Origin of the sequence: Vogesella amnigena, from assembly GCF_042648905.1 — a bacterium.
GTDB classification, from domain to species: domain Bacteria; phylum Pseudomonadota; class Gammaproteobacteria; order Burkholderiales; family Chromobacteriaceae; genus Vogesella; species Vogesella amnigena.
The window spans coordinates 1-17,743 of record NZ_JBHRYH010000009.1; the positions used below are offsets into that span (position 1 = coordinate 1).

Consider the following 17,743-nt stretch of genomic DNA (forward strand, 5'->3'; position numbering starts at 1 on the left):
TCCGTCAACGCCCACCAAGCTTTAGGTTGGAGCGGTAGTTCAGTTGGTTAGAATACCGGCCTGTCACGCCGGGGGTCGCGGGTTCGAGTCCCGTCCGCTCCGCCAGAAAACGCAAAGCCTTTCCTCTTGGAAAGGCTTTTTGCTTTTTCCCCTTCCCACGCCGCCATGGTTTGCAGTTTGCACGAGTCTGGCGATAATCAGCGTTTGCTTACCAACCATGAGGCAAACATGAGCCTGCAATCGGTACGCGCCTTCTTCGCGCAACGCCAGCTTGACATCCCCATCATCGAACTCGACACCAGCACTGCCACCGTGGCGCTGGCCGCCGAGGCGCACGGCGTGGAGCCGGGCCGCATCGCCAAGACCCTGGCCTTCCGGCTGGCCGATAGCCGCGTGGTGCTGCTGGTGGCACGCGGCGATGCCCGCATCGATAACCGCAAATTCAAGGATGCCTTCGGCAAGGGCCGCATGCTGCCGGCGGAGGAAGTACACGAGCTGACAGGCCACCCGGTGGGCGGCGTGTGCCCGTTCGGCCTGGCGCAACCGCTACCGGTGTACGTGGACAGCTCACTGCAGGTATACGAGGAAGTGCTGCCAGCCGCCGGCGACGTACACACCGCAGTGCGTATCAGCCCGGCGGAACTGGCGCGCATCGTGGATGGGCAGTGGGTGGACGTGTGTCAGACGCTGGAGACTGCTGGCGCTTGAGGGCACATAGCTGGTAGCCCGGATAAGCCGTAGGCGCATCCGGGAAAACGGCTTCGACCGCCCGGATCCTTTCCCCGGATGCGCTGCGCTTATCCGGGCTACGGGCTTGGAGCACACCGGCTCGATTTTGCAGGCTCGTAGGGCGGGCAAAGGCCGCAGGGCGTGCCCACCACCCAGGCGCCATCGGTGGGCACGCTACGCTTTGCCCACCCTACGCGCCGCGGATCCAGGCAATACGGGCTTACGCCCAGCTCACCGCAGCCAGAAACAAGTAACCAGCGCCATACACCGTCTTGATCATGCGCGGGCTGTAGGAGTCGTCCTCCAGCTTGCGCCGCAGCCGCGAGATACGTACATCGATGCTGCGGTCGTACGGCGACATATCGTCCTGCCCCAGCAGCTGCTCGCGCGGCAGTACACGGTTGGGGCGTTCCAGAAAGCGCTGCAGCATCTGCCCTTCGCCGGCACTCAGGGTCTTTTCGCCGCCATCCGGCGCAGTCAGCGTCAGGCTTTCCGCGTCGTAGCGCCAGCCGGCAAAGCTGGCAACCCGCCCACCACGGCTGACGGGATCCGGCGCCAACTCGCTGCAGCGGCGCAGCACGCTACGTACACGTGCCACCAGCTCGCGTGGTTCGAACGGTTTCATGATGTAGTCATCGGCACCGCTTTCCAGCCCCATCACCCGGTCGCCCACATGGCCACGGCCGGTGAGGATCACTACCCCGCAGCGGCCATGGGCGCGGATCTCGCGCACAAGACTCATGCCATCCATGTCCGGCAAGCCCAGGTCGAGAATCACCAGGTCCGGCAGCTGCTGGCGCAGCCGGCGCTGCAGTTCGCTGCCGCTGTGGAACACCTCGCAGCGAAAGTGATAGTCGCGCAGTACGTTGCCGATCAGCCGCGCCACCGCCAGGTCGTCTTCCACCAGGTAGATCAGTTTGTCGGCATCGGTGGCCGGGTTCAGGGTTGCGGCGGACACAGCATCACCTCGTCGAGCAAAGCGGCCAACTGGGCCGGGGTAAAGGGTTTTTCCAGCTTGGGAAAGTTGGCCGCAGCACCACGGCCGGCCTCATCGTAACCGCTCATCAGCACGATGCGCATCTTCGGCCGCAACTGGCGCGCACGCTGCGCCAGCGCGCGGCCATCCAGTTGGCCGGGCATCACGATGTCGGTGAGCAGCAAACCGATGTCGTCGATGCTGGCCACCATCACCGCCGCTTCGTCGCCGCTTTCCGCTTCCAGCACCGGGAAGCCCAGGCCGGTGAGCTGCAGCCGCACCACGCGACGCACATCCGGGTCGTCCTCCACCAGCAGCACCAGCGGTCGCTCGCGCCCACCCGCCTTGCCACTGAAGTTGAGCCGGCCGGTGAGCGCCACTTCCGGCTGCGTCAGCGGCAGGTACAGGCTGAACACCGTGCCCTGGCCCGGCGTGCTGCTTACCCGCACTGCACCACCGGACTGGCGGGCAAAACCGTACACCATGGCCAGGCCCAGCCCGCTGCCAGAGCCGAAGCGCTTGGTGGTGAAGAACGGCTCGAACACCCGCAGCTGTACTTCCGGGCTCATGCCGCTGCCGCTGTCGCGCACCTCCAGCCGCACGTAGTCACCGGGCTGCAGGTGCAGTTCGCTGTCGCGCTCCGCCAGCGTGATGCGGCTGGCGGCCAAGGTCAGCTGCCCACCCTCGCCCATGGCGTCGCGCGCGTTGAGCACCAGGTTGAGAATGGCGCTTTCCAGCTGGTGCGGGTCGGCCAGTGCGTGCAGCGCCTCCGCCGGCAGCTGCGTGCTCACCGCGATGTTTTCCGGTAGCGAGCGGCGGATCAACTGCAGCATGTCCTGGAACAGGCTGGCGATGCTCACCGCACGCGGCGCCAGCGGCTGCTGGCGGGCAAAGGTAAGCAGCCGGCGCACCAGCGCCACGCCGCGCTCGGCAGCCTGCAGCGCCGGGTCGAGGTAATCCAGCACCTCGGCATCGTGCTGATGGCGGCTGCGCAGCTCGGCCAGGTTGCCGATCACCACAGTGAGCATATTGTTGAAGTCATGCGCCATACCGCCGGACAGCTGCCCCACCGCTTCCATTTTCTGCGCCTGCACCAGCGCCGCCTGGGTCTGGGTCTGCTCGGTGATGTCGAAGGACAGCACGAAACAGCCCAGCACCTGGCCATCCGCCGCGATCTCCGGCACCAGCGTGCTGCGCGCGAAGATAGTGCTGCCGTCGTCCTTGTCCATCGAGTATTCGTAGGTGACTTGCTTGCCGGACAGCGCCTCGTTCACATAGCCCACCACCGCGGCGTAGAACTTGCCACCCAGCGCCGCCTCGATGTGGCGCCCAACGATGTGTTCGTTGCGGCGGCCGAACCAGTCGGCGTAGCCGCGGTTGGCGTAGCGGTAGATGTGATCCTTGTCGAAGTAGGCGATCAGCGCCGGAATGGTGTCGGTAATCAGCCGCAGCCGTTCCTCGCTGCGGCGCAGTGCGGCGGTGATCTGGGCGTTGGCCGCATCGGCCTCGCGCAGCTGGCGGTTGGCGGCTTCCAGCTCGGCGGTACGCTCACGCACATGCGACTCCAGATCCTGCTTCTGCTGTTGCAGCAGCCGCTCGTAAGCCTGCTGCTCGGTCTTGTCGGTATACAGCGAGATGAAGCCGCCGCCCGGCAGCGGCTCGCCACGCACGCGCAGCACCGAGCCATCCGGGCGTATGCGCTCGGTGTCATGCGCTTCGAACCGCCGCGCCAGCGCCACCCTGTCCGCCACCAGCTGCGCCGGGTCGCCGGGGCCATATTCGCCTCGCTCGGCGTTATAGCGGATGAATGCGTCGAACGGCGTGCCCACCTGCCCCAGCGCGGGCGGAAAGTCCAGCAGCTGCAGGAAGCGCTGATTGCAGGCCACCAGCTTGAGATCGGCATCGAATACCGTTACCCCCTGGTCCAGCAGATCCAGCCCGGCCAGCAGCATGGCGCCGCGCGGAGACGGTTCGGTGTCGGCAACTACGGCTTGGGACATGGCGTACAAGGCCCCCGGCAACAATTCGAAAGTTTTGATTCTAGGCCAAGCCTGCCCTGCAATGGGGCGCTGCAATCATTCGTTACATTTGCCACATAGTTGTGCAAGGTTGGCCGGCAATCATCGATGGCATAACAGAGAACACAGCACGACGACCGGCTGGCGGCAACGACACAGCGGCGACAGACCAGAGGAGAAGCACAGCATGTCCCTGCAGGCATACCAGCAAGACCTGCCGCAAACCGCGGCCAACCACGTGGCGCTGTCGCCACTGAGCTTCATCGAGCGTGCGGCCAACGTGTACCCGACACGCCCGGCGGTGATCCACGGCGCCATACGCTACAACTGGGCAGAAGCCTACGCCCGTAGCCGCCGGCTGGCATCGGCGCTCGGCAAAGCCGGCATCGTGCGTGGCGACACCGTGGCGGTGATGCTGCCCAACATCCCGGCGATGTTCGACTGCCACTTTGGCGTGCCGATGAGCGGCGCCGTGCTCAACACCCTGAACACCCGGCTGGACCCGGAAGCCATCGCTTTCATGCTGCGCCACGGCGAGGCCAAGGTACTGATCACCGACCGCGAGTTCTCCTTCACCATCGCCCCGGCGCTGGCCATGCTGGAGACCCCGCCGCTGGTGATCGACGTGGATGACCCGGAATACGCCGGCCCCGGCGAGCGGCTGGGCGATATCGAATACGAAACCTTTATCGCCGGCGGCGACGAAGGCTACGACTGGCAGCTGCCGGCCGACGAATGGGACGCCATCGCCCTCAACTACACCTCCGGCACCACCGGCAACCCCAAGGGCGTGGTCTACCACCACCGCGGCGCCTACCTGAACGCAGTGTGCAACATTCTGGAATGGGGCATGCCGCGCCATGCCACCTACCTGTGGACGCTGCCGATGTTCCACTGCAACGGCTGGTGCTTCCCATGGACCATGGCGGCCAACGTCGGCAGCAATGTCTGCCTGCGCCGCGTCGATCCGCGCCTGATCTTCGACCTCATCAAGCAACACAAGGTAAGCCACTACTGCGGCGCACCCATCGTGCACAACATGCTGATCAACGCGCCGGACGACTGCAAACTGGGTATCGATCACCAGGTGAACTGTCTGGTGGCTGGCGCCGCGCCGCCGTCGGCGGTAATCGAGGGCATGGAGAAACTGGGTTTCAACATCACCCACGTCTACGGTCTGACCGAGACCTACGGCCCGGCGGCAGTCTGCGCCAAGCAGGATGAATGGGAAGACATGGACATTGGCGGCCGCACCGAGCGCAACGGCCGCCAGGGCGTGCGTTACACCATGCAGCAGGGTATGACAGTGATGGACCCGGCCAGCATGACCGAGGTGCCGCACGACGGCGAGACCATGGGCGAGATCATGTTCCGCGGCAACCTGGTGATGAAGGGCTACCTGAAAAACCCGGTGGCGACGCAGGAATCGCTGTCCGGCGGCTGGTTCCACACCGGCGACCTGGCGGTGATCCAGCCCGATGGCTACGTGAAGATCAAGGACCGCTCCAAGGACATCATTATCTCAGGCGGCGAGAACATCTCTTCGCTGGAAGTGGAAGACGTGCTGTGCCGCTTCCCCGGCGTGATCACCGCCGCGGTGGTGGCGCTGCCGGACCCGAAATGGGGCGAGGTGCCGTGCGCCTTCCTGGAGCTGAAGGAAGGCATTGCCGGCGACGAGGCGGCGGTAATCGAACATTGCCGCACCCATCTGGCACGCTTCAAGGTGCCGAAGCGCATCATCTTCGGGCCGATTCCCAAGACATCCACCGGCAAGATCCAGAAATTCCTGCTGCGCCAGCAGACCAACGCCGCGTCTGCCATCGAGTAGCACAACAGAGTTTGCCCCGCCGCTGGCGGCCATCGCATCCAACAGGGGTGTTGGCGATGGCCTGGCAGCGACTGGGCGGCAATCTGTGGCGCCGGCCCGGCTGCCACTATCATTCCCCACTCGGCCCCGCTTCGGCGGGGCGTTTTTTTTACGGCCAACGTTTGCCCCCATTCGTAGCCTGGATAAGCCGCAGGCGCATCCAGGGATGCCGCAAAGGAGGCCACCAACAACCACCGGCATTTCCCCGCATGCCGCCGTGGCGATGAGGTGGCGCCACCCCGGATGCGCTGCGCATATCCGGGCTACGGTTGGGGCGTTTTCTTGCGGCCAACGGCACGTTTCTGGCCACCGGCATATGGCCTTTCGCCATGCTGGCGGCAATAATTTATTGAACTCCCGCGCCGGCCCGCCTGTCTGTCATACAGCCTGTTCAGGCTATCCACACGGCGCGCCAGCTGCGCGCCATCGCCCAGCCCCTGCTGCCCCGCTGCTTGCGGGCGGCACTCAACCCTCTGGACACCGCATGGATCAATTGCTCGACAAGCTGGCCGCACGCCAGCCGGAAGACTCCCCCGTCGCCGCACTGGCCGCGCTGATTGCCCAGCTGCGCCCGGACGATGCCGGCGATTTCGTACAGGCCACCAGCAACCTGCGCGCCCTCACCTACCTGCTGAGCCGCCACCCCGAGCGGCGCGCCGGGCTGCGCCGCGCCATCATCGAACTGATGGCACAAGCCCGCCAGGTGCAGCTGTATACCGACACCGGCCTGCTTTCCAATGAAACCTTCTCCCAGGTGATCAAGCGCCGCATCGGCGAGCGGCTGTTGCCGCCCGCCCGCTCCAGCAGCCACCTGTGCGACCAGTTCGGGCTGATGTTCAGCGGCAGCGAGGACTACCGCTGGGTAGCGGCGGTGGACACCCGCGTCTGGCAGGAGCTGTGGCAGGCGCTGGCCTGGGCCGAGGAGCCCGCCACCGCGGCCAACCCCACCCGCCTGCAGCTGCTGGAGGCGGTGCAGGTGCTCACCGCGCGCATCACCGCCATTGGCCTGGAGCCGGAGCTGGTGCGAGTCTACCCGGATATCGAGCGTTTCGAATCGCCGTTCCTGCACCTGTCCGCCGAGGCGCAGCAGTTCGTGGAATCCGCGCGGCTGGCGATGCTGGACAGCAGCCATCAGGCCGAGGACGACAAGCAGATACTGGTGCTGCTCGACCAGTGCGAGCAGCTGATAGCCCGCCTGCGCAAGGTGGCCGGCGAGCGCGGCGTGTCGGTGAGCCTTACCTATCACCTGCTGCGGCTGGAACAGCACATTGCCCGCCTGCGCAACATCCTGCATCTGCTGGACCCGGACATCAGCCCGGCCACGGATGGCACCCTGTTCCGCCTGCTGGCGGAGCTGGTGCAGGCGGAAAACCGCAAGTACAGCGTGCGCGACGTCTTCACCGGCACCACCGAGCTGCTGGCGCGCCAGGTTACCGAACATGCCGGCCGCCATGGCGAGCACTACATTGCCGAGAATCGCAACGAGTGGAAGGACATGGCGCGGGCGGCGATGGGTGCCGGGCTGATCGTGGGCTTCATGGCGCTGTTCAAGCTGCTGCTGGCCAAGCTGCATCTGCCGCTGGTCTGGGAAGCGCTGGCGTTCGGTCTCAACTACTCGCTGGGCTTCATGCTGATCCACGTACTGCACTTCACCATTGCCACCAAGCAGCCCGCCATGACCGCCGCGCGCATTGCCGCGGTAATTCACCAGGCCAACGGCAAGCCGCAGCTGCAGCAGCTGGCCGAACTGGTGGCCAAGGTGGTGCGCACCCAGCTGGTGGCGATCCTGGGCAATGTGCTGGTGGCGATTCCGGTAGCGTGGCTGATTGCCGTTGCCTGGCAGGCGGCCACCGGCGCACCGGTTATCGATATCGACAAGGCCAGCCACCTGCTGCAGGACCAGAACCCGATAAGCAGCCTGGCGCTGCTGCATGCCGCCATTGCCGGCGTGTACCTGTTCCTGGCCGGGCTGATCGCCGGCTACTACGACAATCTGGCGATCTACCGCCAGATACCGCAACGGTTGGCCGCACTGCCGTGGCTGAACCGGCTGCTGGGCGAGCGCCGCACCCGCCGGCTGGCGCACTACGTGGAGCACAACCTGGGCGGCCTGGCCGGTAATTTCTACTTCGGGCTGTGCCTCGGCATCACCGGCACGGTGGGCTTTCTGCTGGGGCTGCCGCTGGACATCCGCCACATCACCTTCTCTTCGGCCTATCTGTCCTATGCCGCGGTGAGCTACGACTACCAGCTGCCGCTGCAGATGGCACTGTGGGCGGTGGCCGGCGTGGTGCTGATCGGCCTGACCAACCTGCTGGTGAGCTTCAACCTGGCGCTGTGGGTGGCGCTGCGCTCGCGCAAGCTCAAGGGCAGCGATGCGCTGCCCTTGCTGCCGGCGGTACTGAAACTGGCGCTACGCAAGCCACGCGACTTCCTGATTCCCCCCGCCAGCCGCGACAAGCCAGCAGACGCTGGCTGACCGGCCGCATCGGCGCCAGCTACCTATAGCCGTGGCTGGCGCCGGCAAGCACCGACTTTCATGCAACAACCATGATCTGGATCATGGCAAACCCGGCAAATAGCTGAGTTTTTTTGCTGCCGTTTGTAACGGCAAGCAAAAATGTCTCAGGCATATATTGATCTACATCAACAAGTTGCCGCAACGCAGCAAAATCTTTCTCCAGGTGCAAGCGCCTGCGCCGCCAAATTGTTTCCAGATGTTCAGCCGGCGGCTTGAGCCGGCCCGCCAAATCGCTTCCAATCGCGCCCGTCCCTGAATGTCAGGAATGCAGCGCCCCGCCTCTGCATTCGCTTTGCCGCCATACCCCGCGCCGCACCTGATACGCCCGCCCGCCAGCACCCGGCACGGCCGGCGTGCCGCACACCACCCCAGTTGCGGCCAAGGCCCCGGCCCGCAGGCCGCCGGACACACCCGGACAGCCGCCAGCCATGCGCCCGCGGCGCGACACCCAGATTATTCATAAACCACCAAGGTCGCAGGATGATAAAACGCACCGCTTCAACCATGTCGAAAGCATTGGCGCCCGGCCTGGCCGCCCTGCTTGCCGGCTGCTCCGGGGGGATTCTCGACCCCAAGGGCCAGGTAGGCGCCGACGAAAAATCGCTGATCATCACCGCCACGCTGCTGATGCTGCTGGTAGTGGTGCCGGTAATCGTGATGACACTGGGCTTTGCCTGGAAATACCGCGCCAGCAACGAAAGCGCCACCTACACGCCGAAATGGGCGCACTCCGGCCGCATCGAAGCCGTGGTGTGGATCATCCCCATCATCATCGTGTCGGTGCTGGCCTACATCACCTGGGAAAGCACCCACAAGCTGGACCCGTACCGCCCGCTGGATTCGGCCGTGAAGCCGATCGAGGTGCAGGTGGTGGCGCTGGACTGGAAATGGCTGTTCGTCTACCCGCAGCTGAACATCGCCACGGTGAACCAGCTGGCCTTCCCGGCAAACACCCCGGTGAACTTCAAGATCACCTCCGACGCGGCCATGAACTCGTTCTTCATTCCGCAGCTGGGTGGCCAGATCTACGCCATGGCCGGCATGCAGACCAAGCTGCACCTGATCGCCAACCAGGCCGGCAGCTATGACGGCATGTCCGCCAACTACAGCGGCGCCGGCTTCACCGGCATGAAGTTCAAGGCCCTGGCGATGAACAGCCAGGCCGAGTTCGACAACTGGGTAAAACAGGTACGCGCCGGCAAACCGCTGGATGCGGCCAACTACGCCAGCCTGCTCAAGCGCAGCGAGAACCACCCGGTGCAGTACTTCTCTTCCGTCGCCCCCGGCCTGTTCTACGGGGTGCTGAACAAGTACATGGCCGGCCACCAGACCGCCATGGAATCCGGCCTCAGCGCCAGCCAGCTCAAGGCATTGAGCAGCAGCCTGTGCGCCCCCGCAGCAGCCAAGGAGTAAGCAAGCAATGTTCGGAAAACTGACTCTGGAAGCGATACCCTTCCACGAGCCCATCATCATGGGGGCGCTTTCGGGCGCCGGCCTGCTCGGCCTGGCCCTGATTGCCGCCATCACCAAGTTCGGCAAATGGGGCTACCTGTGGAAAGAGTGGCTGACCTCGGTCGACCACAAGAAAATCGGCGTGATGTACATCATCGTGGCGCTGGTCATGCTGCTGCGCGGCTTTGCCGACGCGCTGATGATGCGTACCCAGCTGGCGATGGCCACCGGTGGCGCGCACGGCATTTTCCCGCCCGAGCACTACGACCAGATCTTCACCGCCCACGGCGTGATCATGATCATCTTCATGGCCATGCCGTTCATGACCGGGCTGATGAACATCGTGGTGCCGCTGCAGATTGGCGCCCGCGACGTGGCCTTCCCGTTCCTGAACTCGCTGAGTTTCTGGCTGCTGGTGGCCGCCGCCGCGCTGGTGAACATCTCGCTGGGGGTTGGTGAATTCGCCAAGACCGGCTGGGTAGCCTACCCGCCGCTGTCCGAGCTGGCCTACAGCCCCGGCGTGGGAGTGGATTACTACATCTGGGCGCTGCAGATATCCGGTATCGGCACCACGCTGACAGCAATCAACTTCCTGGTGACCATCCTCAAGATGCGCGCACCGGGCATGAAGCTGATGCAGATGCCGATCTTCACCTGGACCTGCACTTGGGCCAACGTGCTGATCGTGACCTCGTTCCCGATCCTCACCGGCGCTCTGGCCATGCTGACGCTGGACCGCTACCTGGGCTTCCACTTCTTCACCAGCGAAGCCGGCGGCAACCCGATGATGTACCTGAACCTGTTCTGGGCCTGGGGCCATCCCGAGGTGTACATCCTGATCCTGCCGGCCTTCGGCGTGTTCTCCGAAGTGATTTCCACCTTCTCCGGCAAGCGCCTGTTCGGCCACACCTCGATGATCATCGCCTCCGGTGTGATCTCGGTGCTGGGCTTCATGGTGTGGCTGCACCACTTCTTCACCATGGGCTCCGGCGCCAGCGTCAACGCCTTCTTCGGCATTGCCACCATGGTGATTTCGGTGCCCACCGGCGTGAAGCTATTCAACTGGCTGTTCACCATCTACCGTGGCCGCCTGCGCTTTACCGCGCCGGTGCTGTGGACCCTGGGCTTCATCATCACCTTCTCCATCGGCGGCATGACCGGCGTACTGATGGCGGTGCCGGGCGCCGACTTCGTGCTGCACAACAGTCTGTTCCTGATCGCCCACTTCCATAACACCATCATCGGTGGCGCGGTGTTCGGCTACCTGGCCGGCTTCGCCTTCTGGTTCCCGAAAGCCTTCGGCTTCAAGCTGGACGAGCGCCTGGGCAAGGCATCGTTCTGGTTCTGGCAGACCGGCTTCTACTTCGCCTTCGTGCCGCTGTACGTGCTGGGATTCCTCGGCATGACCCGTCGCCTGAACCACACAGACAACCCACTGTGGACCCCGTGGCTGTACGTGGCCTGCATCGGTGCGCTGCTGATCGCCATCGGCATCGGCTGCCAGCTGCTGCAGCTGTTCGTGAGCCTGCGCAACCGCAAACAACTGGCCGATGTGACTGGCGACCCGTGGAATGGCCACACCCTGGAGTGGTCCACCTCCTCGCCGCCGCCGTTCTACAACTTCGCCACCCTGCCGCAGGTGCATGACATCGACGCGTTCACCGACATGAAGGAAAAAGGCGTGGCCTACGATATTCCCAAGCAGTACGCGCCGATCCACATGCCGAAGAACACCGCGGCCGGCGTCTACATCGGCGGCTTCACCCTGGTGTGCGGCTTTGCGCTGATCTGGCACATCTGGTGGCTGTCCATCGTTGGCCTGGTGGGCATCGTGGCCAGCATGCTGGCGCGCGCCTACGACAACGACAAGGACTACTACGTGCAGCCGGAAGAAGTGGAAGCCATCGAGCGCGCGCGCTTCGAGAAGATGGGCATCGACTTCGACCGCTACGAGGAGCGCGACAGCAACGTCCGTCCGCACACGGCAAAAACTCTGGAGCAGGTGTAAGCAGCCATGACTTCGCAAGTAAACGCATTGCATGACCACGATCATGCCCATGACCACGAGCACCACGACAGCGGCGCCAGCGTAGAGCTGGGTTTCTGGCTGTACCTGATGACCGACTGCATCCTGTTTGCCAGCGCCTTTGCCGCCTACGCGGTACTGGTGGGCAACGTGGCAGGCGGCGTGGCCGGCCACGACATCTTCGAACTGAAGTTCGTGCTGGTGGAAACCTTCGCGCTGCTGTTCTCCAGCATCACCTACGGCTTTGCCATGATCAGCGGCCACAAGGGCAACAAGGCCGGCCTGCTGGGCTGGCTGGCGGTGACCTTCCTGTTCGGCGCCAGCTTTATCGGCATGGAGCTGCACGAATTCGGCGCGCTGATCGCCGAGGGCCACGGCCCGGACAAGAGCGCCTTCCTGTCCGGCTTCTTTGCGCTGGTGGGCATGCACGGCCTGCACGTGACCGCCGGCCTGCTGTGGATGGCGGTAATGATGCTGGAAGTGGTCAAGACCGGCCTGACCGGCCGCGCCATGACCCGCCTGAACTGCCTGAGCATGTTCTGGCACTTCCTCGACATCGTGTGGATCTGCGTATTCACCGTGGTGTACCTGAAAGGGGCGATCTGATGAGCCATAGCCACGACCACGCCGCCAGCCACGGCAGCGTTTCCTCCTACCTGACCGGTTTCGTGCTGTCGGTGATCCTGACCGTGATTCCGTTCTGGCTGGTAATGAACGGCGGTCTGACCCCGCACAACACCCTGCTGACCATCGCCGGCTTCGCCGTGGTGCAGATCCTGGTGCACCTGAAGTACTTCCTGCACCTGAACTTCAGCAGCGAAGGCCGCGTCAACACCCTGGCCTTCCTGTTCACCGCGCTAGTGATCGTGCTGCTGGTGGTGCTGTCGGTATGGATCATCTTCAGCGCCGACGCGCTGATGATGCCAAGCTGAGTGCGGCCAACGTGAAGCTCAAGCGCTATCTGCTGGTAGCCAAGCCGGGCATCATCTTCGGCAACCTGATCTCCACCGCCGGCGGCTACCTGCTGGCGGCACAGGGGCATGTCGACCTGCTGCAGATGCTGGCCACCCTCATCGGCCTGTCGCTGGTGGTGGCCTCCGGCTGCTCGCTGAACAACTGCGTGGACCGCGACATCGACAGCAAGATGGCGCGCACCAAGGGCCGCGTACTGGTTACCGGCGTAATGTCGGTACGCGCGGCGCTGGCGCACGGCATCGTGCTCGGCGTTGCCGGCTTTGCCACGCTGTGGTTCGGCACCAATGCGCTGGCTACCGCCTGCGCGCTGTTCGGCTTCGTGATCTACGCCGGCGTGTACAGCCTGTACATGAAGCGCAAGTCGGTATACGGCACCGTGGTGGGCAGCCTGTCCGGCGCGGTACCGCCGGTGGCCGGCTACTGCGCCGCCACCAGCCGCTTCGACATGGGCGCGGCGATCCTGCTGCTGATGTTCTGCCTGTGGCAGATGCCGCATTCCTACGCGATTGCCATCTTCCGCCTGCAGGACTACCAGGCGGCGGGCATTCCGGTGCTGCCGGTGGTGCGCGGCATCTCCGCCGCCAAGCGCCAGATCGTGCTGTACATCCTGGCCTTCATGGTGGCGACCATCATGCTGATGCTGGGCGGCTACGTGGGCTACGGCTACCTGGTGGTGGCGGTGGCTACCAGCCTGTGGTGGCTGAAGATGGCGCTGTCCGGCCACAAGGCCGCAGACGACCGCGTGTGGGCACGGCAGGTGTTCGCCTTCTCGATTGTCACCATTACCGCGCTGTCGGTAATGATGGCGGTGGACAGCCGCATGGCGGTGCCCGGCGCCGCCGGCGGCCAGTTGGCCGCAGTGCTGCAGGTGTTTGCCTGACACCCGACTAGCACCACTAACTGCAAAAACAACCGGCCGCAGCGCAAGCTGCGGCCGGTTTTTCATTGGCGACACGCTACTGCCAGACAGACCCGCCTCCCCCTGCCCGCCCCATGGCGCGGCACCTAAGCCGATAGCAGATTCCCGGTCTTGAATGCCTGGCCGGTGGCGACCTTGGCCACCCACATGCCGGTAGTAGCGTAATGCCGGTTTTCCAGCGTGTAGACCACACCGCCGTATCTGGATGACAGCACCGAAACCCGGTTGCTGACCGGGTCGATGATCTCCGCCAGCGGCTCGCCTGGTTGCAGCCGACTGCCGGGCGTGGTCAGGAAGTGCACGATGCCCGGGTGCGGGGCGATGATGTTTTCGGAACCGGCCAGCGGTGTCGGCGTTGCCAGCTCGGCGGCAGACACCTCCACCGGCCAGTCGGTGAGATAGCCGCGCAGGCGCAGGAAATCCAGGATGGCATCCGCATCCTGGCGTGCCAGGCTGGCGCTGACATCCTGCTGCCCGCGCAACTCGATCGTCACCCCCAGGCAGGCCAGTGCTACCGGCACATCGAGGCCATCACTGGCAGCCATGTCGCGAATCTCCCACCAGGGTTTGCAGCACGCCTCGTCAAACGGGTCGCCACCGGCGGCATCCGATACGAAATTCACCTGCGAGCCCAGCAGGCTGGCCAGCGGCGCACATTGCGCCCACAGCCGTTCTGCGGTGTAAACATGCAATACGGCGCTGTAGTCGCAGTGCAGATCCAGCACGACATCCGCATCCACGGCCAGGCGCATCAGGTGCCAGCGCAGGCTTTGCAGCTCGGTCTGCGGCACTTCCGCCGCAATTGCCTGCAGGAGCGCCTTGCGGATCAGGCGGGTATTTTCCGCCTCACAGCTACCCAGGGCGGATTTGACCTGCGAATACGCTCTGGCCGCCAACCGGCTGTAACTCCGGTTGAAATTCTCGCCGCTGGCAAGCGAGAAACGGCCAAGCTGCTGCCCCAGCAGCGTCTGCGCATGGCCGAGCGGGTTGGCTTGCGGCACCAGCACCACCTCGGCCTGCAGATGGCCTTCCGCTTCCAGCCGCTGCAACTGCTGCTTCAGCTGCCAGGCCACCAGCATGCCCGGGATCTCGTCCGCATGCAGCGCGGCCTGGATATACACCTTGCGGCTGCTACTGGTGCTACCAAAGTGAAAACTGGTGATCTTGCTACTGTTACCCAGGCTGGCGGGCAGGATGTTATGGCCGATTTCTACCAAGTGCTTCTCCGCGTGTCTTGCATGACCATCAGCAGCGGACATGCCGCTGCCGGCCGGCATAGCTTCATGCCGTAATAAAAAAAGCCCACCGAAGCGGGCAAAACGCTCACCACAGGCATGCAAAAAAATGAGCGCAAGGGTTAGGGAAACTGCCGTCAGGCGGGTGGATCATTTGACCAGGCCAGTGATGCTGGCGATCACCATGGCGGCCTCGTCGCGTGTTACCGGCTTCATGCCGTGGAAATTGCCGCCACGAGCATCCAGCAAGCCGGCGGCCACCACCTTGGCCGCAGCATCGGCATAGGCCACATCCATGCTGCCGGCGTCGTTCAGGCTGGCTTTCTGCTCCAGCTTCTGTTGCCGGAATTTCTCGTACATGGCCACGGCAGCCACGGCAAACTCCTGTCGCGTCACGGCATCGTTCGGCCAGAAGTGATCGTGACCGGCCAGCCAGCCATTACCTACCACAATGGCAATCAGCTGCCGCGCCGGGTGATCCGCCGGCACATCGCGCAGCAGCGGCTGCTCGCCCGCCTTGGGCTCGCCCTGCAAGGTCATCTGCAGCGCCGTGGCCAGTTCGGCACGGGTAATTGCCCGTGCCGGCTCGAACATGCCGCCTTCGTTGCGGGACAGGATGCCGCGGAACACCACCGCCTTGACCGCCTGCGGGTGGCGGCTGGCGCGGATATCCCGTGGCACGGTATGGACAGGGTGCTGCAGCATGGCATCCACGGGTTCGATATCCATTCGCACATCGTTGACGGTGTAATTGGTCAGGGAGTCGTTAAAACGGCTCCAGGCTGCAAATTTGTCGCCCTTGCTGAAGGTGAAGCGGTAACCGTAGTGATAGCCGCTCACCGGGTTGTAGCGCACCATCAAACCTTGCTGCCGGCTGGCGGTGTTGTCGGCCAGGCCGTAGGTCACCGCGCGGCCGATGGCGTTGACGGCGGACAGGTCGGGAATCAGGCTGTTGCCATTCAGATATTCATCGCCAAGCTTGATGGCCGTTTTTTGCGGGTGCGGTGTCACCACCCCCTGCGCCGGGTCGAAGCGGTCACCATGCCCCAGCATGGCTAGCCTGACATTGCGGATCTCGCTGCCAAATTCATTGAAGCCCATGCTGGCAGCACTGGTGTCCAGCACGGTGAGATAGCCCTCGCCCAGCACTTCCAGCGAGCCATCCGGTTTCACCCACATTGCGGTATTGGTATCCAGCCCGTAGCCACGCGGCTGCTTGTTGCCCAGCAGGTAGCTGGCCATGCGGGCAACACGCCCGCTGCTGGTTTCTTCCAGCTTGTCCAGGTGCTGGTCGATGATGCCGTCGAACAGCCCGCTGCCGCGCAGTACGGCAGTGCCACGCATGTCGGCGCGGGGCGCCACGCCGAAATCCAGGGTATCCATCACCACGCCATAGGCGGTGGGCATCCATGCCCCCTGGATACTGGCGCCGGCACTGGTGCCGCCCACCACCCCGCCCCGCTCCTTCACCTGGCGGATGGCCTGCATGGCCAGCGACGGGCTGCCATCGGCATTGAACAGCGCGCGGGCAATGCGCGCCTGGTCACCCCCGACAAACCACACCGCGGTAGCACCCTGCAGCGGGGCCACTGCAGCGGGATCGTTCATGGTCTGCAGGTAATTCTTGCGGTCGATGTTGACGATGCTGATATTGGCCTCGGGCACGCCCAGTGCCTGCAACTCCGCTTTGAAGCGCTTGCTGGACGACTGGCTGCCGCTGGCGGTGGGCATGATGGCGATACGGGCCTGCGCTGCGCCCCCTGCCAGCTCGATAAACTTCTGATGGACCGTGCTGTTGCTGGCCCGCAGCATACCGCCCACCGCCAGCAGGTGCCCTTGTGCCAGGGCATCGGCCATGGGCATGGTCACTGCCAGCGCCAGCAGCAGCGGCAATAGCTTGTTTTGGTGCGTCATATCTCCTCCGTTTCGGCTGCGAAAGTCACTGCTTTTGTTGTTATCCGGAGCGGATGCGGGCAGCCCGCTGCCCGCGCCCTTGTCACTGGCCACGCGGACGCGGCGCGGCCAGCGGCTGATCGATATAGAGGTAGTCCAGCAGGCTTTCCGACAGCTCGGCGGAAAGGCGCAGCACATCGGGGTTGCGCAGCATCACCGCGGCAACCAGTGCCTCGATCAGCGCCAACACGGCACTGTTGGCCGCAGACAGCACCGGATGCTCGGCCGCCACATACAAGGCATGGCTTGCCACAGCGGCTAGCGGCGATGCAGGAGAATCGGTAATGGCCACGATACGGGCGCCGCGCTCGGCGGCGAATCGCGCCAGTTGCACGGTATCGCGGGAATAGCGCGGCAGGGTGATTGCCAGCACCACATCCTCGCTCCCGGCGCCGGCCAGCTTGTAGGCGGCGTTTTCATTACCGCCTTCGGCACTGGCCAGCTGGGCATCGCAGTACGGGGCAAGGTTGCTTGCCGCCAGCCCGGCCAGGTAGTAGCTATTGCCAAAGCCAAGCACATACACCCGCCGCGCGGCACACAGAGACGCCACCACGGCCTCGAACCCGGCGGCAGAGAGACTGTCTGCCGTGGTCTGCAGATTCGTCTGCGATACGGCGATCAGCTTGCCGAAGGTGTCATGACTTTGCGTGCCGTCCAGCTGCTGAGCGAGCTTGTTCAGCGGCGAGGCAACCGCCTGCAGTGTCGCTCCCAGTTCTGCCTTCAGCGCCGCGAAACCGGCGTAGCCCATGCTGCTGGCAAAACGGTTTACCGCTGCCGGCGAGGCATCGCACGCCCTGGCCCACTCCTCTATCCCCTGGGTGGCGGCCAGCAAGGGGTGGCGCAGCAGGTGTTCCGCCACCTTGCGCAGCGCAGGCGTCAACTGCGGCAAGGCCTGCTGTACGCGCTGCATCAATCTGGTGTCGTGCAAGGATGTGGTCATGAATATTTATTTTCATATCTGTAATTTATGAAAATAATTACATCAAAACCAAGCGCAGGCAAGCAGAAGCCACCAGCTGCCGGCAAGCAAGCACCCGGATGTTGTGATTGAACGACAGGGAAACACCAGAAC

Annotated in this window: 14 protein-coding genes and 1 tRNA gene; 9 read left to right on the forward strand and 6 right to left on the reverse strand. The window is 64.2% G+C overall.

Annotated elements, in window-relative coordinates; genetic code table 11:
- The first annotated feature begins 28 nt into the window (after nt 1-28).
- Together ACFOKJ_RS03595 and ACFOKJ_RS03600 are read left to right on the forward strand one after the other, a co-directional pair.
- Nucleotides 29-105 (forward strand) — tRNA-Asp (locus ACFOKJ_RS03595).
- 123 nt (nt 106-228) lie between these two features.
- Nucleotides 229-708, forward strand: coding sequence for a YbaK/EbsC family protein (locus ACFOKJ_RS03600; protein WP_390276719.1), 480 nt, complete (start codon nt 229-231; stop codon nt 706-708).
- A 241-nt stretch (nt 709-949) separates the two neighbouring features.
- Here the strand turns inward: ACFOKJ_RS03600 and ACFOKJ_RS03605 are convergent, their stop codons facing one another.
- Both ACFOKJ_RS03605 and ACFOKJ_RS03610 read right to left on the reverse strand, forming a co-directional pair.
- Nucleotides 950-1,687: a response regulator transcription factor gene (locus ACFOKJ_RS03605; RefSeq protein ID WP_390276720.1), complete on the reverse strand. Its 738-nt coding sequence runs from the start codon at nt 1,685-1,687 to the stop codon at nt 950-952.
- Complete coding sequence (locus ACFOKJ_RS03610; RefSeq protein WP_390276722.1) at nt 1,669-3,705, reverse strand: PAS-domain containing protein; 2,037 nt, start codon at nt 3,703-3,705, stop codon at nt 1,669-1,671. The genes ACFOKJ_RS03605 and ACFOKJ_RS03610 overlap by 19 nt, the downstream gene beginning before the upstream one ends.
- A gap of 205 nt (nt 3,706-3,910) precedes the next feature.
- Here ACFOKJ_RS03610 and ACFOKJ_RS03615 point away from each other — a divergent pair, with 205 nt between their 5' ends.
- Complete coding sequence (locus tag ACFOKJ_RS03615; RefSeq protein WP_390276724.1) at nt 3,911-5,551, forward strand: acyl-CoA synthetase; 1,641 nt, start codon at nt 3,911-3,913, stop codon at nt 5,549-5,551.
- 523 nt (nt 5,552-6,074) lie between these two features.
- Complete coding sequence (locus ACFOKJ_RS03620; protein ID WP_390276725.1) at nt 6,075-8,069, forward strand: site-specific recombinase; 1,995 nt, start codon at nt 6,075-6,077, stop codon at nt 8,067-8,069.
- Between the two features lie 58 nt (nt 8,070-8,127).
- On the opposite strand, the gene ACFOKJ_RS03625 is transcribed toward ACFOKJ_RS03620, so the two are convergent.
- Nucleotides 8,128-8,340 carry a hypothetical protein gene (locus ACFOKJ_RS03625; RefSeq protein WP_390276726.1) on the reverse strand — a complete coding sequence of 71 codons (213 nt, stop codon included), beginning with the start codon at nt 8,338-8,340 and terminating at the stop codon, nt 8,128-8,130.
- A 275-nt stretch (nt 8,341-8,615) separates the two neighbouring features.
- Between ACFOKJ_RS03625 and cyoA the strand changes: the two genes are divergently transcribed.
- Genes cyoA through cyoE form a run of 5 tightly spaced genes read left to right on the forward strand, consistent with a single transcriptional unit; the run spans nt 8,616 to nt 13,444 of the window.
- The gene (cyoA, locus tag ACFOKJ_RS03630; protein WP_390276727.1) at nt 8,616-9,524 is read left to right on the forward strand and encodes a ubiquinol oxidase subunit II; all 909 of its coding nucleotides are present in this window, start codon (nt 8,616-8,618) and stop codon (nt 9,522-9,524) included.
- 7 nt (nt 9,525-9,531) lie between these two features.
- On the forward strand, nt 9,532-11,571 hold the full coding sequence (gene cyoB / locus ACFOKJ_RS03635; RefSeq protein WP_390276728.1) for a cytochrome o ubiquinol oxidase subunit I: 2,040 nt from the start codon (nt 9,532-9,534) through the stop codon (nt 11,569-11,571).
- Between the two features lie 6 nt (nt 11,572-11,577).
- A complete protein-coding gene (cyoC, locus tag ACFOKJ_RS03640) occupies nt 11,578-12,195 on the forward strand; it encodes a cytochrome o ubiquinol oxidase subunit III (RefSeq protein ID WP_390276729.1) in 618 nt (205 codons plus the stop codon).
- A complete protein-coding gene (gene cyoD, locus ACFOKJ_RS03645) occupies nt 12,195-12,521 on the forward strand; it encodes a cytochrome o ubiquinol oxidase subunit IV (protein ID WP_390276730.1) in 327 nt (108 codons plus the stop codon). Before cyoC ends, cyoD begins: the two co-directional genes overlap by 1 nt.
- Nucleotides 12,479-13,444, forward strand: a complete 966-nt coding sequence (gene cyoE, locus ACFOKJ_RS03650; protein ID WP_390276731.1) for a heme o synthase — start codon at nt 12,479-12,481, stop codon at nt 13,442-13,444. Before cyoD ends, cyoE begins: the two co-directional genes overlap by 43 nt.
- 125 nt (nt 13,445-13,569) lie before the next feature.
- On the opposite strand, the gene ACFOKJ_RS03655 is transcribed toward cyoE, so the two are convergent.
- The 3 genes from ACFOKJ_RS03655 to ACFOKJ_RS03665 all read right to left on the reverse strand — a co-directional run bounded on the left by ACFOKJ_RS03655 (nt 13,570) and on the right by ACFOKJ_RS03665 (nt 17,611).
- Nucleotides 13,570-14,700: a succinylglutamate desuccinylase/aspartoacylase family protein gene (locus ACFOKJ_RS03655; RefSeq protein WP_390276732.1), complete on the reverse strand. Its 1,131-nt coding sequence runs from the start codon at nt 14,698-14,700 to the stop codon at nt 13,570-13,572.
- Between the two features lie 168 nt (nt 14,701-14,868).
- Nucleotides 14,869-16,632 (reverse strand): S-layer homology domain-containing protein, encoded by a 1,764-nt coding sequence (locus ACFOKJ_RS03660; RefSeq protein ID WP_390276734.1) that lies wholly within the window; start codon nt 16,630-16,632, stop codon nt 14,869-14,871.
- An 82-nt stretch (nt 16,633-16,714) separates the two neighbouring features.
- On the reverse strand, nt 16,715-17,611 hold the full coding sequence (locus ACFOKJ_RS03665; RefSeq protein ID WP_390276735.1) for a MurR/RpiR family transcriptional regulator: 897 nt from the start codon (nt 17,609-17,611) through the stop codon (nt 16,715-16,717).
- Between the last annotated feature and the right edge of the window lie 132 nt (nt 17,612-17,743).